At 33.7% G+C, this 25034-nt stretch carries 23 protein-coding genes and 1 tRNA gene; 10 read left to right on the top strand and 14 right to left on the bottom strand.

Annotation, left to right across the window (positions count from 1 at the left end):
• Nucleotides 1-7: 7 nt before the first annotated feature.
• Nucleotides 8-616, bottom strand: coding sequence for an ImmA/IrrE family metallo-endopeptidase (locus GXM16_RS07685; RefSeq protein WP_163393818.1), 609 nt, complete (start codon nucleotides 614-616; stop codon nucleotides 8-10).
• Nucleotides 617-922: 306 nt separating this feature from the next.
• A tRNA-Met gene (locus GXM16_RS07680) sits at nucleotides 923-996 on the bottom strand.
• 153 nt (nucleotides 997-1149) lie between these two features.
• Between GXM16_RS07680 and GXM16_RS07675 the strand changes: the two genes are divergently transcribed.
• Nucleotides 1150-1542 (top strand): START-like domain-containing protein, encoded by a 393-nt coding sequence (locus GXM16_RS07675; protein WP_163393817.1) that lies wholly within the window; start codon nucleotides 1150-1152, stop codon nucleotides 1540-1542.
• A 54-nt stretch (nucleotides 1543-1596) separates the two neighbouring features.
• The gene (locus GXM16_RS07670; RefSeq protein WP_163393816.1) at nucleotides 1597-2433 is read left to right on the top strand and encodes an aminotransferase class IV; all 837 of its coding nucleotides are present in this window, start codon (nucleotides 1597-1599) and stop codon (nucleotides 2431-2433) included.
• On the opposite strand, the gene GXM16_RS07665 is transcribed toward GXM16_RS07670, so the two are convergent.
• The 5 genes from GXM16_RS07665 to GXM16_RS07645 all read right to left on the bottom strand — a co-directional run bounded on the left by GXM16_RS07665 (nucleotide 2430) and on the right by GXM16_RS07645 (nucleotide 7015).
• Complete coding sequence (locus tag GXM16_RS07665; protein WP_163393815.1) at nucleotides 2430-2990, bottom strand: YqgE/AlgH family protein; 561 nt, start codon at nucleotides 2988-2990, stop codon at nucleotides 2430-2432. The genes GXM16_RS07670 and GXM16_RS07665 overlap by 4 nt on opposite strands.
• Before the next feature lie 129 nt (nucleotides 2991-3119).
• The gene (locus GXM16_RS07660; RefSeq protein ID WP_012022249.1) at nucleotides 3120-3392 is read right to left on the bottom strand and encodes an HU family DNA-binding protein; all 273 of its coding nucleotides are present in this window, start codon (nucleotides 3390-3392) and stop codon (nucleotides 3120-3122) included.
• 181 nt (nucleotides 3393-3573) lie between these two features.
• Nucleotides 3574-4521: a methionyl-tRNA formyltransferase gene (gene fmt / locus GXM16_RS07655; RefSeq protein ID WP_163393814.1), complete on the bottom strand. Its 948-nt coding sequence runs from the start codon at nucleotides 4519-4521 to the stop codon at nucleotides 3574-3576.
• Nucleotides 4521-6416 (bottom strand): RecQ family ATP-dependent DNA helicase, encoded by a 1896-nt coding sequence (locus GXM16_RS07650; protein WP_163393813.1) that lies wholly within the window; start codon nucleotides 6414-6416, stop codon nucleotides 4521-4523. Before GXM16_RS07650 ends, fmt begins: the two co-directional genes overlap by 1 nt.
• Nucleotides 6417-6481: 65 nt before the next feature.
• A complete protein-coding gene (locus GXM16_RS07645; protein WP_163393812.1) occupies nucleotides 6482-7015 on the bottom strand; it encodes an AAA family ATPase in 534 nt (177 codons plus the stop codon).
• Nucleotides 7016-7356: 341 nt separating this feature from the next.
• On the opposite strand from GXM16_RS07645, the gene GXM16_RS07640 reads away from it, so the two are divergent.
• From GXM16_RS07640 to GXM16_RS07625, 4 genes are all read left to right on the top strand, one after another.
• On the top strand, nucleotides 7357-7653 hold the full coding sequence (locus tag GXM16_RS07640; protein WP_163393811.1) for a DUF493 family protein: 297 nt from the start codon (nucleotides 7357-7359) through the stop codon (nucleotides 7651-7653).
• 2 nt (nucleotides 7654-7655) lie between these two features.
• Nucleotides 7656-8372, top strand: coding sequence for a DUF4290 domain-containing protein (locus GXM16_RS07635; RefSeq protein WP_163393810.1), 717 nt, complete (start codon nucleotides 7656-7658; stop codon nucleotides 8370-8372).
• 106 nt (nucleotides 8373-8478) lie between these two features.
• Nucleotides 8479-9792, top strand: coding sequence for a UDP-N-acetylglucosamine 1-carboxyvinyltransferase (gene murA / locus GXM16_RS07630; RefSeq protein WP_163393809.1), 1314 nt, complete (start codon nucleotides 8479-8481; stop codon nucleotides 9790-9792).
• Between the two features lie 109 nt (nucleotides 9793-9901).
• Entirely contained in the window at nucleotides 9902-10777 is an 876-nt protein-coding gene (locus GXM16_RS07625; protein WP_163393808.1) for a cation diffusion facilitator family transporter, read from the top strand.
• A 253-nt stretch (nucleotides 10778-11030) separates the two neighbouring features.
• Here the strand turns inward: GXM16_RS07625 and GXM16_RS07620 are convergent, their stop codons facing one another.
• The 4 genes from GXM16_RS07620 to GXM16_RS07605 all read right to left on the bottom strand — a co-directional run bounded on the left by GXM16_RS07620 (nucleotide 11031) and on the right by GXM16_RS07605 (nucleotide 16160).
• On the bottom strand, nucleotides 11031-13520 hold the full coding sequence (locus GXM16_RS07620) for a DUF5686 and carboxypeptidase regulatory-like domain-containing protein (RefSeq protein ID WP_163393807.1): 2490 nt from the start codon (nucleotides 13518-13520) through the stop codon (nucleotides 11031-11033).
• 263 nt (nucleotides 13521-13783) lie between these two features.
• The gene (locus GXM16_RS07615; RefSeq protein WP_163393806.1) at nucleotides 13784-14824 is read right to left on the bottom strand and encodes a T9SS type A sorting domain-containing protein; all 1041 of its coding nucleotides are present in this window, start codon (nucleotides 14822-14824) and stop codon (nucleotides 13784-13786) included.
• A 230-nt stretch (nucleotides 14825-15054) separates the two neighbouring features.
• On the bottom strand, nucleotides 15055-15468 hold the full coding sequence (aroQ, locus tag GXM16_RS07610) for a type II 3-dehydroquinate dehydratase (RefSeq protein ID WP_163393805.1): 414 nt from the start codon (nucleotides 15466-15468) through the stop codon (nucleotides 15055-15057).
• A gap of 134 nt (nucleotides 15469-15602) precedes the next feature.
• Nucleotides 15603-16160, bottom strand: a complete 558-nt coding sequence (locus tag GXM16_RS07605) for a porin family protein (RefSeq protein WP_163393804.1) — start codon at nucleotides 16158-16160, stop codon at nucleotides 15603-15605.
• 385 nt (nucleotides 16161-16545) lie between these two features.
• Here GXM16_RS07605 and GXM16_RS07600 point away from each other — a divergent pair, with 385 nt between their 5' ends.
• Together GXM16_RS07600 and xerD are read left to right on the top strand one after the other, a co-directional pair.
• Nucleotides 16546-17019, top strand: a complete 474-nt coding sequence (locus GXM16_RS07600; protein ID WP_308422533.1) for a hypothetical protein — start codon at nucleotides 16546-16548, stop codon at nucleotides 17017-17019.
• 81 nt (nucleotides 17020-17100) lie between these two features.
• Entirely contained in the window at nucleotides 17101-17997 is an 897-nt protein-coding gene (gene xerD, locus GXM16_RS07595) for a site-specific tyrosine recombinase XerD (RefSeq protein ID WP_163393802.1), read from the top strand.
• Nucleotides 17998-18086: 89 nt separating this feature from the next.
• Here the strand turns inward: xerD and rny are convergent, their stop codons facing one another.
• From rny to GXM16_RS07580, 3 genes are all read right to left on the bottom strand, one after another.
• Entirely contained in the window at nucleotides 18087-19649 is a 1563-nt protein-coding gene (gene rny, locus GXM16_RS07590; RefSeq protein ID WP_163393801.1) for a ribonuclease Y, read from the bottom strand.
• A gap of 209 nt (nucleotides 19650-19858) precedes the next feature.
• The gene (locus GXM16_RS07585) at nucleotides 19859-20152 is read right to left on the bottom strand and encodes a cell division protein ZapA (protein ID WP_163393800.1); all 294 of its coding nucleotides are present in this window, start codon (nucleotides 20150-20152) and stop codon (nucleotides 19859-19861) included.
• A 5-nt stretch (nucleotides 20153-20157) separates the two neighbouring features.
• Complete coding sequence (locus GXM16_RS07580) at nucleotides 20158-20448, bottom strand: hypothetical protein (RefSeq protein WP_163393799.1); 291 nt, start codon at nucleotides 20446-20448, stop codon at nucleotides 20158-20160.
• Between the two features lie 179 nt (nucleotides 20449-20627).
• Between GXM16_RS07580 and GXM16_RS07575 the strand changes: the two genes are divergently transcribed.
• On the top strand, nucleotides 20628-22322 hold the full coding sequence (locus tag GXM16_RS07575; RefSeq protein WP_163393798.1) for a M23 family metallopeptidase: 1695 nt from the start codon (nucleotides 20628-20630) through the stop codon (nucleotides 22320-22322).
• Nucleotides 22323-22333: 11 nt separating this feature from the next.
• Nucleotides 22334-24799, top strand: coding sequence for a TonB-dependent receptor plug domain-containing protein (locus GXM16_RS07570; protein ID WP_163393797.1), 2466 nt, complete (start codon nucleotides 22334-22336; stop codon nucleotides 24797-24799).
• Nucleotides 24800-25034: the final 235 nt, after the last annotated feature.

Below are 25034 nucleotides of genomic sequence, written 5' to 3'. Positions count from 1 at the left end.
TTAATTCTTAAGAAGCTTTTTTCTTCGAATAAAAAGGTTTATTTAACCCGGTTGTACTCATTCTAAATTTAACCATTTCAATACTACAGTTAAAATGACGTGAAATTTCATCATTTGTTAAATTCCTTTTTTTAGCCCATAAAAGACAAGGTTTTGATAGTTGTAATGTGGCACTTAAGTATATTGCTTCTTCTTCCTGTAACTTATCAAAATCTCTCATTCCAAATGGTAAATTCATGCCTTTAGGTAGTTCTTTAATTTTGTGCTCGCATAAAATATGGGCAATCTCATGCATAATATTACTTTGTTGGCGAAACGAGTTATGAAAATTATTGTGAATGATAATGCGATTACCTTTTTTTGTTACCATAGTCAAGGCACTCCATCCTTCAATTTCTTTTTCATTTTTTAAAAATTCTGTCATATTGAATACATCAACATTTAAACTCTTTGCTAATTTAAATGCGCATAAAGGCGCGCAAGCATGAATGCCTAGATTCTCTCTACATTCTGTTGCGATTTTTTCAGCTTTTGCTTTAAAACCTCTTTGAAGAATACAATTATCAATGTAATATTTGTAAACCCATTTGTTAAACTTTTCGTATGATGATATCATAATGTTGAAAAATAGTAGGGTTTTGTGAAAATATTAAAATATATTTTATAAAAAATAGGGAAAAACGTAATTGATGTGTTTTTTTGTCAAATAATAACCAATACAAAAATGATAGAAGTATTCTCGTTGCGATTATTAACGATTCAAATTAAGTTTTGAAGATTAAAGCAAGGTATCTAAATAATAATATATTTTTAATAGCTTCCTCACTTGAGAACCCCACTTGAGCTATTTGAAGTCGATAATTTTTTAGGGAAGTTTCAATGAAAAACCCTTAAACATTTGCTGTTTAAGGGTTTGTCTTTGTAGCGAGGACGGGAGTTGAACCCGTGACCTCAGGGTTATGAATCCTGCGCTCTAACCAACTGAGCTACCTCGCCTGGACTGCAGTCAGAATCAGTTCCTGATTGCGGGTGCAAATATAGAAATAATATTAAAGCTTACAACTATAAAATGAAGAAAAAAAAATATTTTTAAAAATGCATTGTTTTTGGACAGATATTCTTATATTTCGAAAAAATTAAATGCATCACATGGATTCAAAAATACGTTACGAAATAGAGTTTCCAATCAATTCGTCGCCACAGTTATTATACCAATATATATCAACACCTTCAGGTTTATCAGAATGGTTTGCAGACAATGTAAACTCAAGAGGTGAGTTTTTTACTTTTATCTGGAATGATTCACAGGAAAAAGCACGTCTGGCATCTAAAAAAACAGGTGAAAAAGTAAAATTTAAATGGGTTGATGAAGCAAGCAAAGACACAGATTATTTCTTTGAGCTGCATATATTGGTTGATGAACTAACCAAAGATGTTTCATTGATGGTTATTGATTTTGCCGAAAAAGAAGAAATTGGTGAAGCTAAACAATTGTGGGAGAATCAGATTTCAGATCTGAAACATCTTATAGGTTCTGTTTAGTAAAAGTCTATTTTATGCCTTATATTTGCCCTGAACAAAATTCAGGGTTTTTTTATGATTAATTTTAACGGAAACATTGGGCACGAAGAAAATATACTAACTCAAAATCGTGCATTTCTGTATGGAGATGGAGTTTTTGAAACGCTAAAAATTGTGAATGGCGGGATTTTGTTTCTGGAGGATCATTATTTCAGGCTAATGGCTTCAATGCGCGTGGTGAGAATGGAAATTCCAATGAATTTTACCATGGAATATTTTGAAGAACAGATTTTAAATCTAGTTAATGAAAAAGGTATTGCCATATCAGCAAGAGCCAGAATAACAATTTTTAGAAATAATGGAGGATTGTATTTGCCAGAATCAAATGTTGTGTCTTTTTTAATTTTTGCAACACCTCTTGAAAATATCTCTTATGCTTTAAATACAGCTCCGTACGAAGTTGATTTATATAAAGATTTCTATGTGTCTAAACAATTGTTGTCATCAATTAAAACGACTAATAAGATAATAAATGTAACAGGAAGTATTTTTGCACATGAAAATGGCCTGCAAAATTGTATTTTGCTTAATGATATTAAAAATGTAATTGAGGCATTACAGGGAAATATATTTATGGTAACGGGTAAAAAACTGATTACGCCACCGGTCTCTGAAGGTTGTCTGAATGGAATTATGCGGAAACAGATTTTAGCCCTGGCAAAAAAAATAGAGGGTATAGAAGTGTTAGAAGAAGTAATTTCACCATTTGATCTTCAGAAAGCAGATGAATTATTTCTGACAAATGTAATCACGGGAATACAGCCGATAACTAAATACCGGAAAAAAGAATTTACAAGCAATCTGGCTCACTTATTAGTTCAAAAGTTAAATGAATCCATTTCTGAAAATTAATTCAGATATGGATTCTCAGGTGCATTTGACCATATAAGATAGTCACCTCCAAGTTCAATAATCTGCTCTTTCCAAAAATGAGTGGTGGATTTTCCGATGATTTTGTTTTTATAACTGTTATCGGTTATAATCCACGAATTTCCCTGCATTTCATTTTCCAGCTGATTTTCGTCCCAACCTGTATAACCTAAGAAAAAACGAATATTGTTTTTGTGAATAGATCCGTCGTTTATTAAGTCTTTAGTCGATTCAAAATCACCTCCCCAATAAATTCCGTTAGAAATTTCTACACTGTTTGGAATTAATTCAGGGATGTTGTGAATGAAATATAGGTTATCCTGTTCTACAGGGCCTCCATTATATATTTTGAAATTGGCATCAATTTCAGGTATCAAATCATTAATGGTGTATTTTAAGGGCTTATTAATGATAAAACCTATTGATCCTTCTTTGTTATGGTCTGCTAATAAAATTACCGATCTGTTAAATGATAAATCTCCAATTATTGAAGGCTCGGCAATAAGCAGGTGTCCTTTTTTTAATTTTTCTGAAATCATACGGCTACAATTTTTATTAAATTTAATCATAAAATTTGTAAAAACCCAAATAAAATCGTTAAACCGTACAAAAAAACCCTCAAAAAATGAGGGTTTTAATTATGTTATAAGTTTAGCGAACTTTCTTACTTAGTTCACTGCACCTTCTAATTCAGCTCCAGCTTTGAATTTTACTACATTCTTAGCAGCGATTTTGATAGTTTTTCCAGTTTGCGGGTTTCTTCCGTCTCTTGCAGCTCTTGCAGATACTGACCAAGATCCAAATCCTACTAATGAAATTCTTCCACCTTTTTTCAAAGTAGTACCTACATTACCTAAAAATGACTCTAAAGCTAATTTTGCCGCAGCCTTTGTAATTCCTGCATCAGCAGCGATAGCATCGATTAATTCTGATTTGTTCATAATAATTAGTTATTAATTGTTGGTTAAAAAAAATTGTTAATACACAAATTTAGTAGGAAATCCGTTCCTTGCAAGTGTTTTCTCTAAATTTAGCAAGAATTGTTAATAACTTGTTTTTTTTGTTCATAAAGCAAGCGATTTTATCACTAAATATAGTTAGAAACCCCTGTTTTATTGGTGTTTAATAGACTTTTGCATCATCAGAAAAAACCATACCATTTAATAATTCAGCAACCTGCATCCTCTTTTTTCCGGGCAATTGTAAACTTAATAATTGTAAAAATCCATCCTCTACACAAACTTTTAATTCTTTTTTGCTACAAATTAGTTTTCCAATTTCGTGTGTATGTGATTCTAAAAGTAGTTTTGCTTCGTAAATTTTGATGGTTAATTCTTCATTTTTATCTTTTAAAAAACACCAGGAAGCAGGGTATGGACTCAAACCGCGAATCAGGTTATTAATTTCTGTTCCAGGCTTTGTCCAGTCTATTTTGCAGTTTTCTTTGTTTAGTTTATAAGCCGTTTTAATTTCTTCATTATCTTCCTGTATAGTTGTTTTTACATTTCCGTTTTCAATCACTTTCAAGGTGTCAATAACCGTTTGGCTCCCTAGGGTCATTAATCGGTCGTGTAACTGGCCTGCATTTTCTTGAGGTTCAATTTTAATTTCCGAATTTAAAATCATTGCTCCGGTATCAATTTTATCATCTATAAAGAAAGTAGTAACCCCTGTTTTAGTTTCACCATTGATAATTGCCCAATTTATTGGTGCAGCACCGCGATAATTTGGTAATAACGATGCATGAAGATTAAAGGTTCCTAACGCGGGCATTTCCCAGACTGCTTTTGGAAGCATTCTAAAAGCAACTACAATTTGTAAATTGGCATTCAGTGCTTTTAATTCGGATAAAAAATCTTCGTCTTTTAAATTGGTTGGCTGCAATAATGTAAGGTTGTTCGCCAGTGCATATTCTTTTACAGCTGAATATTTTATTTTTTGCCCTCGTCCTGCCGGTTTATCAGCAGCAGTAATGACACCGGCAACTTCATAATTGTTTTTAAGAATGGTATCCAGAATGCCAACTGCAAACTCAGGAGTTCCCATGAATATAATTCGTAATTTTTCCATCAGGTTTTTAAAGTGTATTTATTGTTCGCTAAAATAACGATGTGATTGTTTTCTAATAATTCCTGAATTACCGCTAAAACATCTTTAGTATCTAATTTTATCTGATTCTGAATCTCCCGCGAAGTTAATGCAGTTGTTTTTAATAAATGAAGTATTTTATCAGCAATTGAATCGGCTTCTGTAATTTTTCCTTTTTGGATGATACAGTAGGAGCAGACACCACAGTTCTCCATCGTTTCTTCTCCAAAATAATCTAAAACTAATCTGTTTTTGCAGGTTTTGTTTTCCTTTATATAATGTAGAACAGACATTAGCTGCTCTTTTTTTAACTGATTCTGTTTTTCCAGATATTTTGAAACTCTGTTTATAGTTAATTCATCTTCGCGGACTTCATTAAACAATATGGTGGCATCATTATTTTTTGATTTGTATTCAATGATTTCTTTTTCTCTTAGTCTTTCTAAAACAGCCAAAACCTGTTCTTCAGTATGTTGTGACTTTTTGGCTATAAGCGAAAGGTTAAAAGGTGTTTTCATTTCGTAAACACCCGGGTAGGTTCTCAAAATCGCAAGGATAACTTCTTCATCATTCGGATTTAGACTCATGTACCGAATCACTTCTTTCGACTCGATTAAAAACTGCATGGTAATCTTCTCTGAAAATTCCTGTGATAAGGTAATGATTCCCTGCTGATTCAAAAACTGCAAAGAGTTGTAGGTCTTTAAAGTTGGGAAGTCATATTTATTGCAAAAATGATTTAGTTTAAACGAAAACGACTCGTCTAATCCTTCGCCATACGCAATCTGAAAATAGTTGCAAAGCTTGATATACATCGTTTTCAGAAACTTTTTGTCTGGCAGGCCACTTAAAAACTGCTGTTCTGTCTGATTTGCATCAGAATTGTTGTAAAGTAAAACCGAAAAGGCTTTTTCTCCGTTTCGTCCGGCCCTTCCGGATTCCTGATAATAATTTTCTAAGTTTTCAGGCAACTGGGTATGAATGACCGTTTTTACGTTGTCTTTGTCAATCCCCATTCCAAAGGCATTTGTGGCAACAATAACCTGTGCCTGCTCCGACATCCACAATTGCATGTTTTTGTCTTTTTCTTTAGCCGAAAGTCCGCCGTGATAATAAGTTGCCCTGAACCCCAACGATTGTAGCTGTGTTGACATATTCAGGCACGATTTTCTGTTACGGACATATATAATTGATGGCTGTGGATTTTTTTTTAAAATTTGTTCGACACGGTACAATTTGTCTTCTATTTCAAAGACCATGTATGCGATATTTTTTCTTTCAAAAGACTGTTGGAAAAAATTGGGGTCTTTTAATCCTAATTCGGTTTTAATATCTTCAATAACTCTCGGTGTTGCTGTAGCGGTCAAAGCTAAAAAAGGAGTCTTCGGAAAGTATTTTTTAAGTTCTGAAATCTTCAGATAAGCCGGTCGAAAATCGTGTCCCCACTGCGAAACACAATGTGCTTCATCAATTGCGATTAAATTTATTGGAAGATTTTTAATACGCTCCAAAATCCAGTCAGACTGTAAGCGCTCAGGAGAAAGGTATAAAAACTTGTAATTTCCGTATTGGCAATTGTCCAGAAGATCGATGATTTCATCAGTATGAATTCCGCCTGTAAGGGCAATCGCTTTAATGTCTCGTTTTTGCAAATTCGCAACCTGATCTTTCATTAAAGCAATTAAAGGCGAAATAACAAGACAAATTCCTGGCTGCATTATTGCGGGAACCTGAAAACAAATCGATTTCCCTCCACCTGTGGGAAGCAGTGCAAAAGTGTCGTGGCCTTCTAAAACCGAATCAATAATTTCTTTTTGCAGCGGTCGGAAACTGGTATGTTTCCAGTATTTTAAAAGAATATCCTGTGCTTCCTGCATGACCAAAGTATTAAAGTTAAAAATTTAGAAAGCAGTTTCTGGTTTTGCAACTTTAATCCTGACTGCTAAATTTTGTCTAATATATAAAGAATTCTGTTTTCAACCGTGTCTTTTGGAACCTCGATTAAATTGTAACCGTATTTTTTATATGTCTCAATAAGGTGTTCCTGGATTGCCAATGCCTGTTCAAAATTCTCGTAACGTTCTGTATCGCTTTCGTAGATTTCTTCCCATGGGGGTAAAATAAAAGTTTTGGAATATTTGAAATCCTCACAGGCTTTAGAAAAATGTTCCGGATATGCATCGCCAATATAATCCATATAAGCAACAACGTCAGGAATCCCGCGATCTATAAAAACGATATTGTCAGGTTCAGTAAGTGCGTTTTCAAACTGTTTGATACGGCCTTGCAGCAACATTTCGCTAAACAATAAAGGCTGTTCCAGAAATAATTGGTCAATACCACGCTGTTGTGCTTCGAGAGTAACCTGTCTGGAAATTTCAGGGTAACAGCAATAGCCACGAGCTACTAATTCGTTTATAAGCGTAGATTTTCCTGTGCCAGGACCGCCAAGGAGAACTATGATTTCTTTTTGCACTATTCTAAAAATTAAGTGCAAATTTACCTAAAGTTATTTATAATTAAAAAGAATATTTGTCAGAAGCGAAAGATTTGGCAATTTTTTAAACTTGAGTTCCTGATGTTTGCTTTATGAAGAAAAAAGCAAAAGGATTTTCGCTGCCATCACAGCCAATTAGTAAACATGTTTTTTGTAAATTTTAGAACCCCATGCTTTATTTTTGAAATATTAATTATTAGTTTGTATTCTGTCTCTTTTAAATCAAAAATAATAAGATGTCTTTCATTGAAAAAAATCTAAAATCTAAAATCCGAAATCAGAAACCAAAACCGTATATTTGCGTTTATTTTTAATTACAAATGGAGAACGATAAAGAAAAAAACACCGCAGAATTTTACGAAAGACTAAAGGTTGAGCTCGACAATTCAAACACCTGGCCTGCAGAATATTTGTATAAATTCATAGTGCCTTCGGTAGCTGATAATGTGGAGCGAGTTGAAAAAGCTTTTGACAGGATGGGTGCGGTTATCAAAACAACAAAATCTAAAACAGGTAAATTTACCAGTGTTTCTATAGATGTAACGATGAATAGTGCTGATGAAGTAATTGGCAAATACAAAGAAGTTTCTACCATAGATGGTATAGTTTCATTATAATTATGATCGAAAAATATAAAAAAGAAAACGCAAACGACGTTGTTTTTAATTTAGAATATAATTCTGAAAGACAGCGTTTACTTATTCCGGAGTATGGTCGTCATTTGCAAAAACTGATTGATCAGGCTACTATTATTGAAGATGATGAAACACGGAACAAAGCCGCGAAATACATTATTCAGGTAATGGGAAGTTTAAATCCGCATTTGCGCGATGTGCCTGATTTTCAGCATAAATTATGGGATCAGCTTTTTATCATGTCTGATTTTAAGTTAAATGTAGAATCACCATATCCAATTCCGTCACGTGACGTATTACAGCTAAAACCGGATGCTTTGCAGTATCCCCAAAACTTTCCTAAGTACAGATTTTATGGAAACAACATTAAATACATGATTGATGTTGCTAATAAATGGGAGGAAGGCGAAATGAAAAATGCTTTGGTGATGGTGATTGCTAATCATATGAAAAAATCTTTCTTAAGCTGGAACAAAGACACTGTAAAAGATGATGTAATCTTTGAACATTTATATGAACTTTCCGGAGGAAAAATCAATTTGTTACAAAGTACAGAAGAGCTTTTAAATACAACTGATTTAATGCGTACCAACAAACGTATGTCGAATAAAATTTCTCAGCCCGGACAGCCAAAAATTCAAAACAATAAAAATAATAAAGGAGGTAAAAAGCCTTTTCAGAAAAACAATAATCAAAAGTAAAAAGCTGCTAAGTGTCTAAGAAACTAAATTACTAAGTTTTTCTTTGAGGGAGAAAATAAACTTAGAACCTTAGAACCTCAGTAACTCAGAACCTTAAAAAAAATCTATGGGAATTTTTAAAATCGAAGGAGGAACTCCTTTAAAAGGAGAAATCACTCCGCAAGGAGCAAAAAATGAGGCATTACAAATTTTATGTGCTGTGCTTCTGACAGGAGAGAAGGTAAAAATTAATAATATTCCTGATATTATAGACATCAATAAATTAATCACTTTACTGGGTAATTTAGGAGTGAAAATTCAACGTAACGAACCAGGTTCAATCACTTTTCAGGCCGATGAGGTTAATGTTGGATATTTAGAAACTGAAGCTTTCAAAAAAGAAGGCGGAGCACTTCGTGGTTCTATTATGATTGTTGGTCCGCTTTTGGCCCGTTTCGGAAAAGGATACATTCCAAAACCGGGTGGGGATAAAATTGGACGTCGCAGATTAGATACGCATTTTGAGGGTTTTATTAACCTTGGAGCAAAATTCAGATATAACAGAGAAGATCACTTTTACGGAGTAGAAACTCCGGAGGAAGGTCTTCAGGGAACAGATATGCTTTTAGACGAAGCATCTGTAACCGGAACAGCAAATATTGTAATGGCTGCTGTTTTAGCAAAAGGAAGAACTACAATTTACAATGCTGCCTGTGAACCATATTTACAGCAGTTGTGTAAAATGCTGAACTCTATGGGAGCTAAAATAACAGGAGTTGGATCTAACTTGTTGACTGTCGAAGGTGTTGACAGCCTTGGTGGATGTGAACACAGAATTCTTCCGGATATGATAGAAATTGGTTCCTGGATTGGTCTCGCAGCTATGACAAAAAGCGAAATCACGATCAAAAACGTAAGCTGGGATAATTTAGGTTTGATTCCGAATACTTTCAGAAAACTGGGAATTACAATCGAAAAACATAACGATGATATCTACATTCCGGCCCATAAAGACGGATACGAAGTAAAAACAGATATCGATGGTTCTATTCTGACTATTGCAGATGCGCCATGGCCAGGGTTTACGCCTGACTTGTTAAGTATCGTTCTGGTTGTGGCGACGCAGGCAAAAGGAGATGTTTTAATACATCAGAAAATGTTCGAAAGCCGTTTGTTCTTCGTAGATAAATTAATTGACATGGGGGCAAAAATCATGTTGTGTGATCCGCACAGAGCAGTGGTTATGGGACACAATTTCGAATCTCAACTAAAAGCAACTACCATGTCTTCTCCGGATATTCGTGCGGGAATCTCATTGTTGATTGCGGCGCTTTCTGCAAAAGGAACAAGTACAATTCAAAACATTGAGCAAATTGACCGTGGATATGAACGTATTGACGAACGTTTAAGAGCGATCGGCGCAAAAATCGTTAGAGCATAAAAAGTTAGCCACGACCATAGCTGACGGCGAAGCAATTCACGAATTTTAATCGTCAAAGATTATCAGAATAATTCGTGAATTTGCGGCAAAAAAAACAAATGTCCGTTACATGACAAACGAACAAAAAGCTATAAAAGCTACATACTTCAGTATAGCCGGAAACACCTGCTTAGCACTCATAAAAGGCTTCGCAGGTTTTTTTGGCAATTCTTATGCCCTGATTGCAGATGCGATCGAATCGACTACGGATATATTTTCGTCATTTTTGGTTTTGTTTGGAATTAAATATTCGAATAAACCAGCTGATGAAAATCATCCTTATGGGCATGGACGTGCAGAACCTTTGATTACGTTTTTGGTAGTTGGCTTTTTAATTACTTCGGCAACAATTATTGGTTATGAAAGTATTGCCAATATTCAGACTTCACATGATTTGCCAAAATCTTGGACTTTGTACGTCTTAGGCGCAATTATAATCTGGAAAGAATATTCGTTTAGATTAGTAATGAAACGCAGTAAACAGACCAACAGTACTTCTTTAGCGGCCGACGCCTGGCATCATCGAAGTGATGCGATAACATCTGTTGCAGCATTTATAGGTATTTCGCTTGCATTGTTTATGGGAAAAGGATATGAGTCTGCAGATGACTGGGCAGCGCTTTTTGCAGCCAGTTTTATTCTTTACAACAGCTATAAGATTTTCAGACCTGCACTGGGTGAAATTATGGATGAGCATTTAAACGATGATTTAGTAGAAATGATTCGTGTTACCGCTCTAACAGTCAAAGGGATTTTAGGCACCGAAAAATGTTTTATTCGTAAAGCAGGAATGCGTTATCATGTCGATCTTCATGCTATTGTTTCGGCAAAAATTTCGGTTAAAGAAGGGCATGATTTATCTCATAAGTTGCAGGACAAATTAAAAGAAGAAATTCCGCAATTAGGAAATGTTCTGATTCATATAGAGCCGGATGATTATAATTAAAAGCTGCTAAGTAGCTAAGATACTGATGTTAATTTGAAATAATTTCAATCCGTTTAAATTGTTAGTTTCGCACAGATCTGGCAGATTAAGCGGATTTTTCGTTTTGAGTAAAATTTTAATTAATATCATAAATGTTTATTTACCCATAAATGCGTTAGGGATGGGAGCGGCATCCTTTTTGTTTTTTCTTTAAAAATAAAAAGATACAGCGGACAGCCCGGCCGTAGGTAACGCCCCCCAATCTAAAAAAAGCTTAATTCAACACATTCAAAATTTTCAACCCAAATACAACGCCATTTTGCTGAACACCACCCTGATAAGAATGAATGTAATCAATCCTGAATAATTTAAATTTTCCAAATCCCAGATTATCTAAACCAATGGTAAACTCAGAATACGGCTTTCTATCCGGAATTGCGAGCGAATGAAATCCGATATTCATTGTTGATTTTAAAAGATTGATCAGCGGAATTTTATTGGTTACAAATCCAAGGTCATTGTGTTCCAGATGCATTTCAAAATAACTGTCGTTTGTGCTGTTAGAATAATAAGGCATTAAATTGAAAACGTTTAAATAGCGGTCTGTTGTGCCAATGTGCGTCTGGTTTCCGTTAAAATGTCTGTAATCTATAAAAGAAATATTTTCAGCGTTGAAGAATTTTCCGGGCCTGAAATTTGTTCCCAGAACTCCTTTGTTTCCTAATGCTAAATCATATTGAACAGAGGCGCCGATTCTTTCAAATTCATATTTTTTTCCGCTCGCAGCAAAGGCTTTTTCAAATGCTAAATAAACTGTTGGGTATTTATCATTTTTGAAATTATATCTTCCGTCTGGTCTTGAAATGTATTTATTTCCGAAATTAATTCTGGTTGTGATAAGTGTTTTAAATAAATGATGAGTCTCAAAAGCAGGAGTTGTGTGATCATTTGGTGCTAAAGGATTATTGGAGCTGTAAAAATCATCTTTTTTGAAAAAAGAATAATCAGTAGTGTTGAACAATGGTTTTCGCTGTTCGTAACCAATTTGTCCTGTCAGATTAATCCCGTTCGCAATATCCTGGCCATAATTAATTTGTGCGAATTCTAAATTGTACAATTTCATATAATTGTCTTTAAAGAATAAAGAACTTATTGAATTGACAAGTTTAGTGATGGGTTGAGAATTATTAAACTGCATCGTTTTTATGCCTCCCGAACCCCAAATTGTGGCATAATTGGTAGTGTTGAAACGATGACTAAATTCTCCTGTTACACGCAGTCTTTCATCTGAAAAACCGTAATTAAAAGTTGTGCTTACAGACGTGCTTTTTCCTTTCTCTTCATTCCATTTTTTAAATGAAAATCCTGAATCTAAATTGAATCCCTGGACTGTATTGAAACTCAAAGAACTTATATTTAACAAGCCTTTGTAGTTAAATGAGTATTTTTTGAATGTGTTTTTGTAATCATAACCCATTAAAATATCCCAAACTTTGAATTTGTTGTTTTTAGCATCAATTGAATCTGTATATTTTCGGGATTTTCTAATGGTTTGCAGGCTGTCCTTTTTAGTATAATCTGTGCTTTCTTCAATAGTCAGAGGAATCGGACGTATTTCATTCCAAAACGTTTCGTCTTTTTTATTGGCATTGACTTCGAAAGCTGCGATTTCATTTCCGAAAGTTTTCTTTTCAAAGGAAGATGGGAATTCGTAATTAGAATAAACATAATTGAAATTTCCGGAAAACTTTATTCCAAAAACACCCGCAGTAAAGGAAAGCGTCTGCGCATTTTTTGACCAGATTTTATTGGCAGTATTATAACTGAAACTCTGTTTTAGACTCATTACTTCGGTAAACTCATTTTTCATTCGATAACCTTTAATGTCTAAATTTATAGCATAAATGGCAAAACTATCGTCAACGATATAAATGTAGCCCTCAAAAACAGGCTCTTTATCACGTTTAGGGATTACTTTAATTTTATTAATCTGGCGATTGTTATCATCAAAAAAAGTGCCCTCGAGTTTGTATTTGTAATAACTGAAAGCATTGTCCGCAATAGGAGAGATGAGTTTGATGTCGAAATCTAAGGTGTTGTCATAAAAGTCATAAGTAGATAAGGCTGCGGTATTGTAGCTGTAACCTCTATTATTTCCGGATATTTTAGAAGCAATTATTTTTTCTTTTAACTTATCCGGTTTTTCAAAAGTGACTTTTGAAATGGTTTCAGAAAGATATAAAATACCGGTTCCGGTTGAGTCTAAATTAGATGTCATGTCTTCACCAAGATCTAGTTTTTGCCCCAGGATTTTTTTAGGTAGATCTTTTACTTTAAACATTCCTTTCGAATAAAAATCTGCAGTATAGCGTCCTGTTTTGTCCGAGTTTTCTTTTTTGTTAGCAATTGCGTTTTTTATGATTGCGTTTGCAGGATTGTTTTTTGGATCAATAATGACTTCATTTAAAGTAAAACTTTCTTCAGACATTTTCACATCAAGGATTGCTGTATTTGAATCTGAAGGGACAGTGAGCTTTTGGGTTTTGAAACCCAGATACTGAAAAATGATTTTGTTTTTGCCTGGTTCCTTTACATTTAATTGATAGTTTCCCTGTTCATTTGATGTTGTTCCAAAATACGTGTTCTCTTCAAAGACAGAAACAAACGGCAAAGGATTTCCTTTTTCATCCGTTATGGTTCCTTTGATTTGGGCAAAACTGGAAAGCGAAAAAAATAAATAGGCAAATAAAATATAGTTTCTCATGTAAAAAAGTTTCTCTTACAAAAATAAAATAAGCTAAATCTGAGGGTACTAATAATTTGTTAAATTGACAGTGAAATAATTTTTAGTACGACTTAAAATTAAAAAGATTTAGAAAGGTTATATCGAGTTACAATTAATAAATTAGTTAAACTCTTTTTATAGTTGTAATAAATGATAATTTAAGATATTACTTATCTAAGGATTTGAGAAATGATGAAAAAAAACGGGCTAATTTCTAAAATAGCCCGTTTTTTTCAGTTCAATTATAATTTAATAACTTTTGTGGTAGAGGTTCCTTCATTCGAAATAACTTTGAAGAAATAAGTTCCAGTTGTTAAATTTTCGATAGAAACAGAATTTGTAGCTGTGTTTAGTTTTTCACTTAATACAGTATTACCATTTAAGTTATAAACCCTTAACTCAACATTCGTAGCATTTTGTATATTAATATTTACTTTGTCTTTAGCCGGATTTGGATATATTTTAATATTTTTTTCAAATTCTAAAGACGGTGAACTAAGTGTTGTACAAATATTGCCGGTAACGATAGGTGAGCCTGAAACCCAGTTTGAAGTACTTCCGTTTAGTGTAAAGTTAGAAAGCGTACCATTTGATCCTCCGGAAACTAGATTTGTTAATGTTGTTGCAGCTGAATTATCTCCTCCTGCATTTTCCTGATTAAAATTGTAGTATGCAAGTAAGCCTGTTTCTGTACCCAATAATTCGCAGTCTTTCTTTTCTAAAATTTGTGCAGCCGTTCTGTCATAGTTCCATAACCTGACTTCGTCTATATCTCCTATGAAAGCTTCATCAGGAGCTCCTGCATACGAAAAGCCAATAGTGTAAGAGTTATTTGGAAGACTAAGAAAACTAGAACCTGTAACTCCTGTTGTGGTTGCAGCCAAAACACCATTAACATAAATTTTAAGTAAACTTCCGTCCCATACTCCTGCAACATGCTGCCAGGTTCCGAACTGTACGCTTGCTGCGGCAGTCACAACTTTGAGTGATATTCCGTCATTAACATGAAAAGTGTAAGTATTCTGGTCCCGTCTTAGTAATACCTGGCACAATCCATTATCAGTAGGATAAGCATAATTACCAAAAATCACACCGTTTTGGGCAGTATTGTTAGTGGGTTTAACCCATGCTTCGACTGTAATTTTATTTAAGGGGTCTAAAGTTGTACTTAACGCATTTCCTAGGTTAATCTGATCGTTAAAACCATCAAAATTTAAGTGGGTTGCTTGTTGCGCGAAAGATAAACAGGTAATAAAAAATAAAGAGTAAAGTTTTAATTTCATAAGTTAAATTTTTAAATATAGGCAAATATATTAATTGCGTAAGTGAAATTAAAGATTAATACTTTTTTATTTTTTAACAATTTATAAGAGATTAAATTATTTATTTTAGAATTTTTATTGATATTTTAAGAATTATTCAATATTTGTGGATTTGATAAAAAACAACTGATTGATTATAAGGATACTAAAAAGCTTTTTTTAATACGATTGGATTATTATTTAAGTAAATATTATAAAAACGATTGAATAGCAAGTTCGTAACTTTTTAATCCGAAACCGAGGATAACCCCTTTTGCGTTTCCGGACAAATACGATTGATGTCTGAAACTTTCGCGGGCATAAGTATTAGAAATATGAACTTCAATAACAGGAGTGGTTACAGCTTTCATCGCATCGCCTAAACCAATTGAAGTGTGGGTATAAGCACCGGCATTCAAAATAATTCCGTCAAATGTAAAACCTACTTCCTGAATTTTTTCAATCAGTTCGCCTTCAATATTACTTTGGTAATAAGAAAGTTCAACATTTGGAAATTTTTGTTTCAGCGTTTCAAAATAATCTTCAAAAGTCTGGCTTCCGTAAACTTCAGGTTCACGTTTTCCTAATAGATTCAAATTTGGGCCGTTGATAATAGCGATTTTCATAATGGAATTTTATTTTGATTAAGGTATATAAAGGATTTCATTTTACATTTTACAGAAATCATTTTACTAATGTGTAAAAATAAAAAAACCGCTCTGAATAAACAGAACGGTTTAATAAAAGTATGTGATATTATTTAGAACAAAAATCCTGCAGACAATTGTATGGTTGTATTTCTAACATCTGCATTTTTTGTAGCATCCGTTAATCCTAAACCATAACGGCCCTGAATAAAGAAATTTTCAGTTATCTTAAATCCTAATCCGGCATTCACACCAAATTCAAAAGTTTCTGCGTCCTCAAAATCTACATTATCCTTCTCACTCAATAAAAATGAAGCTTGTGGTCCTACTTCAAGACTGAAAGAATCTGTTAAATAAAATTTGGCCATGACAGGTATAGATAAATAACCTAATTCATTTTTAAATTCGTCAACAGCATTTTTGTATGTAGCTCCCTGAGTTGAATACAAAAGCTCTGGCTGAACAGCAAATCTGTCTAGCAATTTAATCTCGGCTACTAAACCTGCATGATAGCTTGTTATACCTTCTTTGTCAATTCCGGGCGCATCAGTAGCGTCCCCTGTTTGATTTGCAAAGTTAACCCCTGCTTTAACCCCGATTTTTAATAATTGTGCCTGAATAGATGCAGCTGTTGCAAGAAACAAAACCACTGCTAAAAATACTTTTTTCATAATGTTAATTTTAAGATTTAGAATGTTACAAAATAACATTAATATAAACTTATAATATTTATAATTATTGCCGGGTGAAGTTTCAAGATTTCCACTTATTTATTGCTCAAATTAACAGGAAACATCATTTGTTTATTTATTAATGAAAGAATTTTACTAACAATTGTGTTTTTTTTTATCTCACTATTTTTAGTGATTTTTAAAAATGTAATTATTTGATTTCTAGTTTTTTGATTCTTTTAACAAGATTTTTTAAACATAATTTATAAATTATTTGATATTATAATTTGGTTTGTTGCCAATAATTAACATAGATTTGTCCTACTAAATAATCATTAATTTATCAAAAAAAATGAAAAAAATTATTTTATCTGCAATCGCAGTTATGGCTTTTGCATTCGCAAACGCTCAAGAACAAACAGCAAAAGGAAAATGGTTAATTGAAGCTAATACTGGCTTTGGTGACGGTGTAGGAAGTACTCAATTTGGATTATGGTCTCAAGATGGAAATACTGCTTATAACATTGGAGCTGAAGGAGGATACTTTGTAGCTAATAATTTAGCTGTAAAATTAGGTCTAGGTTATGGAGACGATGGAGACGATTTCAGTACTTTCGCTTACAAAGTAGGAGCTAAATATTATATAGCAAACAAATTTCCAGTTGAGCTTTCTTACAATGGAGTAGATAACAAAGACTTTGATGAAAATCCTTCTTACATTGGACTTCAAGGTGGATATGCTATCTTTTTAGGATCAAACGTTTCTATTGAGCCAGGTGTTCGTTACAACCATTCATTAAACGATGATTTTTACGAAAGTGCATTCCAATTCAATGTTGGATTTGCTTTACATTTCTAATAAAAGAAAATATTTATATTTTAAAACCTTCCCTAACAGGAAGGTTTTTTTTATGCTCAAAAAATATGTTACTTTGTGAGTATGAATTGGAAAACATACATAAAAGATTATCAATCGTATTTGCGAATCGAAAGAGGTTTGTCTAAAAATACAATTGAAAACTACAGTTTTGATCTTGAACGGTTATGTCTTTTTTTAGAAACTACTCAAATAGAGGTTTCTCCAATAAAAATTTCAGATGAAACGGTTCAGCAATTTATATATTCAGTCTCGAAGGAAGTTAATCCACGTTCTCAGGCCAGAATTATTTCAGGATTAAAAAGCTTTTTTAATTATTTGGTTTTTGAAGATTACCGGACAGATAATCCTATGGAATTGATTGAAACGCCAAAAACTGGACGAAAATTGCCCGATACGCTATCCGTTGAAGAAATTGATCGTTTGATAGCGGCAATTGATTTAAGTTCAAATGAAGGGGAAAGAAACAGAGCTATGCTGGAAACTTTGTACGGTTGCGGGCTTCGTGTTTCAGAGTTGGTTTCTTTGAAAATTTCGGATCTGTTTTTTGATGAGGGTTTTATTAAAATTACCGGTAAAGGGAATAAAGAACGTTTTGTTCCGATTGGTGATTTAACGCAGAAATATATTGCCATCTATCAAAGAGAAATAAGGAGTCATTTGAATATCAAAAAAGGGAATGAAGATACCTTGTTTTTGAATCGTAGAGGCAGCCAATTAACCCGTGCTATGATTTTTACTATTATAAAAGATTTAGCGATAAAAACAGGTTTAAATAAAAATATCAGTCCACATACTTTGAGGCATTCTTTCGCTACGCATTTACTTGAAAATGGAGCTGATTTGCGCTCTATTCAATTGATGCTTGGTCATGAATCAATAACTACTACGGAGATCTATGTTCATTTAGACAGGAGTTTTCTGAAAGAAGTAATGCATAGTTTTCATCCCAGAAGATAATTATCTGGTTTTTGAGTTTTTAGATGAAATCGGAAATAAAAAAAACTTCCCGTTGCTGAGAAGTTTTTTTGTTGAAATATCTTTGTGAATTATTTGGCTATATTAACTGCTCTGGTTTCACGAATAACGGTCACTTTTACCTGACCCGGATAAGTCATTTCAGTTTGGATTTTTTGTGAAATCTCAAAAGACAGGTTTGCTGCATTTTCATCAGAAACTTTTTCACTCTCTACAATTACACGCAGTTCTCTGCCTGCCTGAATAGCATAAGCATTTTTAACACCGCTGAATCCGTAAGCTACATCTTCAAGATCTTTCAAACGCTGAATGTATGAATCCAGAACCTGACGTCTTGCGCCCGGTCTTGCACCTGAAATGGCGTCACAAACCTGAATAATTGGAGATAATAAAGATTTCATTTCAATCTCATCGTGGTGTGCTCCAATGGCGTTGCAAACTTCCTCTTTTTCGCCATATTTCTCAGCCCATTGCATACCTAATAAAGCGTGAGGTAAATCGCTTTCAGTATCCGGTACTTTACCAATATCATGTAGTAAACCAGCTCTTTTGGCTAGTTTTACATTTAAGCCCAGTTCAGCTGCCATGATACCGCAAAGTTTAGAAACTTCTCTGGAGTGCTGTAATAAGTTTTGTCCGTAAGAAGAACGGTATTTCATTCTACCAACTACTTTGATTAATTCAGGATGCAAACCGTGAATTCCTAAGTCGATAACGGTACGTTTACCAACTTCAATAATTTCATCATCAATTTGTTTAGCAGTTTTAGCAACAACTTCTTCAATTCTTGCCGGGTGAATACGTCCGTCAGTTACTAGTTTGTGTAAAGACAAACGTGCAATTTCCCTGCGAACAGGATCGAAACAGGAAAGTATAATAGCTTCGGGCGTATCATCAACAATGATTTCTACTCCGGTAGCAGCTTCAAGAGCTCTGATGTTACGTCCTTCACGACCAATAATTCTACCTTTTACATCATCTGATTCAATGTTGAAAACAGAAACGCAATTTTCAACGGCTTCTTCAGTTCCAACTCTTTGGATAGTGTTGATGATGATTTTTTTCGCTTCCTGTTGAGCTGTAAGTTTTGCTTCTTCAATAGTTTCCTGAATGTGAGACATAGCTTTGCTTTTGGCTTCAGCTTTTAAGCCTTCCACTAATTGTTCTTTTGCTTCTTCAGCAGAAAGTCCTGAAATTACTTCCAGTTGCTGTAACTGACTTTTGTGTAGTTTGTCAACTTCAGTCTGTTTTTTGTCCAGAAGTTCAATTTTGTTATTATATTCCTGGGTTTTAGCTTCAAAATCATCGTTTACTTTTTTAGCTTTCGATAATTCATTTGAAACCTGTGATTCTTTATCACGAACTCTTTTTTCGACTTCGGCAACTTTTTTGTCTCTTGCCAGAATTACCTGTTCGTGTTCTGCCTTTAACTCAATAAATTTTTCTTTTGCCTGAAGAATTTTATCTTTTTTAATATTTTCAGCTTCTAAATTAGCATCTTTTAAAATCGAAGCGGCTTCTTTTTTTGCGTTTTTGATTAAATTAGAAATATTACTTTTTTCGATAATTTTAGCTATCGCAAAACCTGCTGCAATACCTACAATACCTGAAATAATGATCGTTATGATGTCCATGTTTGTTAAAATTTATATATAAAAAAGCCTACATTAATTGCTTGAATAAACTCGTAAAGACAAGTTTTGAGCTAACTCACTGTTCAAGTTTCCCCAGCCAAAGGAGGGCATACTATAGTAGCGACGATTTGCTCATTCTAAATTGTTAGTGTTGAGTTTACCAATTGTGAACTAATGTAGGCAGTATCTTAGTTTCGTGTAAAGAACGTTTAATTTTCGAGATATTGATCTAAAAGCGAATTTAATCTTTTAATTCTTGCGATGGTTGCTTCGCCATCAATAGCGTTATCAATTTGTTTTTGTTCTACTTGTGATGCAAATTGCAGGGCACACATAGCCAAAACATCCTGTTTGTCGCGAACTGCGTAATTTTCTTCGAATTGCTTAATCATAGCATCAATTTTCTTAGAAGCACTCCTGAGTCCTTCTTCCTGAGCAGGCTCAACCGTTAACGGGTAAACCCGGTCTGCAACTGATATTTTAATTTTAAGCTTTCCGTCCATATTTCCTAATCTGATAGTTGTGCAATACAGTAATCGATTTCGCGAATTAATGAATTTATTTTAAGCTTTGTTTCTCTCTTGTTATTGTCGCTGCCGAGCAACGAATTGGCTATCTTAAGTGTTTCATATTGCTTCTTCAAAGCTTCCATTTCTTCAGATTGTTTCTGGATAATTTGCGTTGCTTTGTTTAGTTCAAATCGTAAATCCTGATTGTTTTTTTCTAAAGCTTTTGATTTCGCAAAAAGCTTTTCGACTTTATATTCAAGAGTATCAATTATTTCAGCAATTACACTCATTATAAATCCTTTTCATTACTTAATCCTACAAAGTTAGTATTCCTTTTTATTAATGCAATTTTTTATCGATTTTTTTACATTAAAAATAAGCAAATTAATGAAATTCAGTGAATTGTATTTTTGCCTGTTTATCTTCGGTTTTCGCTTCTGATTTTTTTATCTTAGCAAAAATGTTGCTTATGAGATTTTCTTTGTTTTTTTTATTTACTTATAATATTATTTTTTCCCAGACTCAGTATCCTAAAGATTATTTTCGATCACCGCTGGATATTCCTATGCAGCTATCGGGTAATTTTGGTGAACTGCGGCCTAATCACTTTCACGCTGGGTTCGATTTAAAAACGAATCAGAGAGAAGGTTTAAATGTTTATGCTGTTGCTGATGGCTATGTGTCGCGAATAAAAATTTCGACATATGGCAACGGAAAATGCATTTATATCACGCATCCAAATGGTTATACTACAGTTTACGGACATTTACAAACTGCGATTGGACCAATTCAGGAATACATTCAAAAAACACATTACAGTGAAAAATCATTTGAAATTGAAATGTTCCCTAAACCAGAAGAACTTCCGGTTGCTAAAGGGCAAATAATAGCACTTTCAGGTAATACAGGTTCTTCTGAAGGGCCGCATCTGCATTTTGAATTTCGTGATACAAAAACAGAATTTATAATAAATCCTATGTTTTTTGGATTTGACCAGTATTTAAAAGATAATAAAAAGCCAACCATTTCCAGTTTATTCGTCTATCCGATAGATAATACTACTGTAAATCAATCCAGACAGCCTTTATTACTAAACCTTTCGCTTCAGAAAGACGGGACTTATCTGGCAGGTAAAGTAAAAGCGAACGGGAAAATAGGTTTCGGAATCACTGCTGTGGATTTTGATGATGTATCGAACAACAGAAACGGGGTTTTTAATGTAACAGGTTTTTTAAATGGTGATCCGAAATACAATTATCAGTTTAATACCTATTCTTTTGACGAAATGCGATATATTAATGCTTTTATTGATTATCCAAGATACAAAAAAACAGGGCAGCGGGTGCAAAAGTTATTTATGGAGACGCCTTTCGCCCTAAGTATTATCAAAACAGATTCTCTTAACGGAATAATTCCGGTTGAACCAAATCTTGCTTCATCTTACCGAATTGAAGTTTCTGATTATTTCGGTAATTTAAATTCGGTTACCGTTCCTGTTGAATATGATTTGGAAACGCCAATTGTAAATGCTGAGCCTGTAACTTCCAATTATTTTATCCGATATAATAAGGATTCGAATTTTGAAAAAGACAATATGTCTGTTTTCTTTCCTGCCAATACATTTTATGAAGATTTTAATTTAAATTTTGATGTAAAAAATAACCGGATCTATATTCATGAAGATGTTGTTCCGGTGCATTCAAATTTTACAGTTACTATAAAAGACAGTACTTATGCTGAAAATATAAGAGATAAACTTTTTATTGCAAGACTTAACGGAAATAGTAAAAGTTATAATGCTACAACCAGAAAAAATGATGTTTTTACAATCAAATCAAAAATATTAGGACAGTACGGTTTGGTTTTGGATACGATTGCTCCGGTTATAAAAATCAATAAAGTAATTCAGGATAAATGGATTACCGGAGTCAAAAATATTCAGTTTACAATTGGCGATGCTTTATCCGGAATAAAATCCTATAATGGATATCTGAACGGAAACTGGATTTTGTTTGAATATGATAATAAAACGAGAAAAATAACACACACTTTTGATGATGCAATAGTCGCTGAAGGTGCTAATGATTTAAAAGTTGAAGTAGTTGATAATGTAGGGAATTCTGCTATCTTTGAAACTCATTTTTTTAGAAGTCAACAAAAATAAAATCTAAGCGTTTGAATAATTTTAAGTTAATAATTGTTTTCCTTTTTTTATGTGTTGGTTGTGTTTCATCTGCCCAAAGCGCTCGTGTTAAAGGAATTATTTCAGATAGTGAAAATCGTCCGGTTGCTGATGTAAATATTACTGCAGGTGATAAAGTTTCGAAATCTGATATTAAAGGTCGTTTTGATATTTTTATACCGTCAAACAAAAAGGTGGTTTTGGTCTTTACGCACATTTCTTTAAAAATGATGACCTTAACGGTAAATCTGAAACCTTACGAAACCTTTGTTTTTAATCCTGTGATGAACAACTCCGAGGAACAAATGGGGGAAGTTTTTGTTTCTTCAAAAAATAAAAAACGTGTTCAGGGTATTACAGTTATTGATCCGACTGCCATAAAAAAAGTACCGGGAGCAAATGCCGGAATCGAAAATATACTTAAAACGTTACCTGGTGTAAATTCAAACAACGAGTTGAGTACACAATATGCTGTTCGTGGAGGGAATTACGATGAAAACCTGGTCTATGTAAACGAAATCGAAGTCTATCGTCCATTTTTAATTCGTTCCGGTCAACAGGAAGGATTGAGTTTTACGAATACTGATTTAGTGCAAAACGTAGATTTTTCTGCAGGTGGATTTCATTCTAAATTTGGTGATAAACTTTCTTCCGTTTTAGATATTACTTATAGAAAACCTACCCAATTCGGAGCGTCGCTCGAAGCAAGTTTTCTTGGTGGAAGTATTTCTGTTGATGCTGTTTCCAAAAATAAAAAATGGTCTGCCGTAACGGGTGTGCGTTATCGCAACAACAGTCTACTGGTTAATAGTCAGGATACGCAGACCAATTATACGCCATCATTTGCAGACATTCAGACGAATATTAATTATGATATTTCTCAAAAATGGCAGTTGAGTTTTTTAGGCAATATTTCGCAAAACAAGTATTTATATCGCCCCTTAACACGTGAAACAAAATTTGGAACTATAGATAAGCCTATGGCGCTTGCTGTTTTTTACCAAGGTCAGGAAAAAGATCAGTATGATACTTATTTTGGAGCTATAAAAACAACTTATAAAGCTTCTTCAACGCTTACTTTCAAATTGATTGGATCCTTATTTCATACTATTGAGCAGGAACATTTTGATATTCTGGCACAATACCGATTGGGAAATATAGATGAAGAAGGAAATATGAATCCTGATGATGTCGATTTTACCAGAGGAATCGGTACCCAGCTTAATCACGCCCGTAACGATCTCGATGCCCTGATAGCGAATATTGAAATTAAAGGTTTCAAAGAGTGGAAGAATAACAACCAGATAGAATTTGGATTGAAATTTACAAGAGAATCAATACGTGACAGAATTGTAGAGTGGGAGATGATTGATTCGGCAGGGTTTTCATTAAATCCTCCTATTTTAAATCTTCCGAAAAATAATCAGCCATACGAGCCGTATACCGGACCGCTTTTGCCGTATCAAAATATTCGTGCGACGAATTTTAATGATATAAACCGCTTTTCCGGTTACGCACAATGGAATAATAAGTCGGATCTTGGATCCAGTCAGGTTTGGTATACAGTTGGTGCTCGTTTTCAGAGCTGGCAGGTTTCCGGAGCAGCTGTTGAAGGAAAAAATCAGACTGTTTTTAGTCCGCGTGCGCAATTTGCTTTAAAACCGGATTGGGATATGGATATGATTTTTCGGCTTTCAGGAGGTATGTATCATCAACCGCCATTTTATCGGGAACTTCGTGATATGAACGGAGAAGTTGATCCAAATGTCAAAGCACAGCAATCGATACATGTTGTTTTAAGTAACGACTATAATTTTAAAATGTGGAACCGTCCTTTTAAATGGGTTACCGAAGTTTATTATAAATCGCTTTCAGATGTAAATACCTATTCAATTGACAATGTAAGAATTCGATATGTAGCAGATAATAATGCCAAAGCGTATGCACAGGGAGTAGATTTCAGGTTAAACGGAGAGTTTGTGTCCGGAACAGAATCCTGGATAAGTTTTGGTTATCTGAAAACGGAAGAGAATTACGAAAATAAAGGTTTTATAGCCAGACCCACAGACCAAAGATTGAAATTTGCGATGTTGTTTCAGGATTATATGCCAAACATTCCAAGTATCAAATTGTATTTGAATTTAGTTTACAATACCGGTTTGCCGGGAGGTTCGCCGTCTTACTCAGATCCTTACTTATACCAAAACAGACTAAATGATTACAGAAGAGCCGATGTAGGTTTTGCAAAAGTTTTTATTGATCATAATAATTCAGTAAAAGCCAGCTGGCTTAAAAACTTTAAGGAATTGTCATTGGGGTTAGAAATTTTCAATCTCTTCAATAATCAAAATGCCATAACCAATACCTGGGTGCGGGACGCTTATTCTAAAAATCAATATGCGATTCCAAATTATATGACTTCGAGAGTTTTTAATATAAAACTGAATGCGAGATTGTAATGAAAAAACGGATAAAAAGGAAACGAATTTTATATGTTCCGGGAATGATTTCGTTGGCTTTGATTCCATTGTTTTTTTTATTTCATTTTTCGAAAAATTATTTTTTTCCGGTTAATAATGGATTAAACGTTAGTTTTAAAAACGAGGAATCTTTATTACAAATAAAATTAAAGGTTTAAGAGAATACAAAGTTTTTACTTTTGATCAATCTATCGATTTTAATAGAAATAGCTTA

Source organism: Flavobacterium limi, assembly GCF_010645075.1.
In the GTDB taxonomy this organism is placed as follows: Bacteria; Bacteroidota; Bacteroidia; order Flavobacteriales; family Flavobacteriaceae; genus Flavobacterium; species Flavobacterium limi.
The sequence above is the reverse complement of the archived record's forward strand: the minus strand, read 5'-3'. Positions and strand labels throughout refer to the sequence as shown.

Coding starts and splice junctions, on each gene's coding strand:
- GXM16_RS07685 (WP_163393818.1), bottom strand. CDS start 616: ATGATATCATCATACGAAAAGTTTAACAAATGGGTTTACAAATATTAC.
- GXM16_RS07675 (WP_163393817.1), top strand. CDS start 1,150: ATGGATTCAAAAATACGTTACGAAATAGAGTTTCCAATCAATTCGTCG.
- GXM16_RS07670 (WP_163393816.1), top strand. CDS start 1,597: ATGATTAATTTTAACGGAAACATTGGGCACGAAGAAAATATACTAACT.
- GXM16_RS07665 (WP_163393815.1), bottom strand. CDS start 2,990: ATGATTTCAGAAAAATTAAAAAAAGGACACCTGCTTATTGCCGAGCCT.
- GXM16_RS07660 (WP_012022249.1), bottom strand. CDS start 3,392: ATGAACAAATCAGAATTAATCGATGCTATCGCTGCTGATGCAGGAATT.
- fmt (WP_163393814.1), bottom strand. CDS start 4,521: ATGGAAAAATTACGAATTATATTCATGGGAACTCCTGAGTTTGCAGTT.
- GXM16_RS07650 (WP_163393813.1), bottom strand. CDS start 6,416: ATGCAGGAAGCACAGGATATTCTTTTAAAATACTGGAAACATACCAGT.
- GXM16_RS07640 (WP_163393811.1), top strand. CDS start 7,357: ATGGAGAACGATAAAGAAAAAAACACCGCAGAATTTTACGAAAGACTA.
- GXM16_RS07635 (WP_163393810.1), top strand. CDS start 7,656: ATGATCGAAAAATATAAAAAAGAAAACGCAAACGACGTTGTTTTTAAT.
- murA (WP_163393809.1), top strand. CDS start 8,479: ATGGGAATTTTTAAAATCGAAGGAGGAACTCCTTTAAAAGGAGAAATC.
- GXM16_RS07625 (WP_163393808.1), top strand. CDS start 9,902: ATGACAAACGAACAAAAAGCTATAAAAGCTACATACTTCAGTATAGCC.
- GXM16_RS07620 (WP_163393807.1), bottom strand. CDS start 13,520: ATGAGAAACTATATTTTATTTGCCTATTTATTTTTTTCGCTTTCCAGT.
- GXM16_RS07615 (WP_163393806.1), bottom strand. CDS start 14,824: ATGAAATTAAAACTTTACTCTTTATTTTTTATTACCTGTTTATCTTTC.
- aroQ (WP_163393805.1), bottom strand. CDS start 15,468: ATGAAAATCGCTATTATCAACGGCCCAAATTTGAATCTATTAGGAAAA.
- GXM16_RS07605 (WP_163393804.1), bottom strand. CDS start 16,160: ATGAAAAAAGTATTTTTAGCAGTGGTTTTGTTTCTTGCAACAGCTGCA.
- GXM16_RS07600 (WP_308422533.1), top strand. CDS start 16,546: ATGGCTTTTGCATTCGCAAACGCTCAAGAACAAACAGCAAAAGGAAAA.
- xerD (WP_163393802.1), top strand. CDS start 17,101: ATGAATTGGAAAACATACATAAAAGATTATCAATCGTATTTGCGAATC.
- rny (WP_163393801.1), bottom strand. CDS start 19,649: ATGGACATCATAACGATCATTATTTCAGGTATTGTAGGTATTGCAGCA.
- GXM16_RS07585 (WP_163393800.1), bottom strand. CDS start 20,152: ATGGACGGAAAGCTTAAAATTAAAATATCAGTTGCAGACCGGGTTTAC.
- GXM16_RS07580 (WP_163393799.1), bottom strand. CDS start 20,448: ATGAGTGTAATTGCTGAAATAATTGATACTCTTGAATATAAAGTCGAA.
- GXM16_RS07575 (WP_163393798.1), top strand. CDS start 20,628: ATGAGATTTTCTTTGTTTTTTTTATTTACTTATAATATTATTTTTTCC.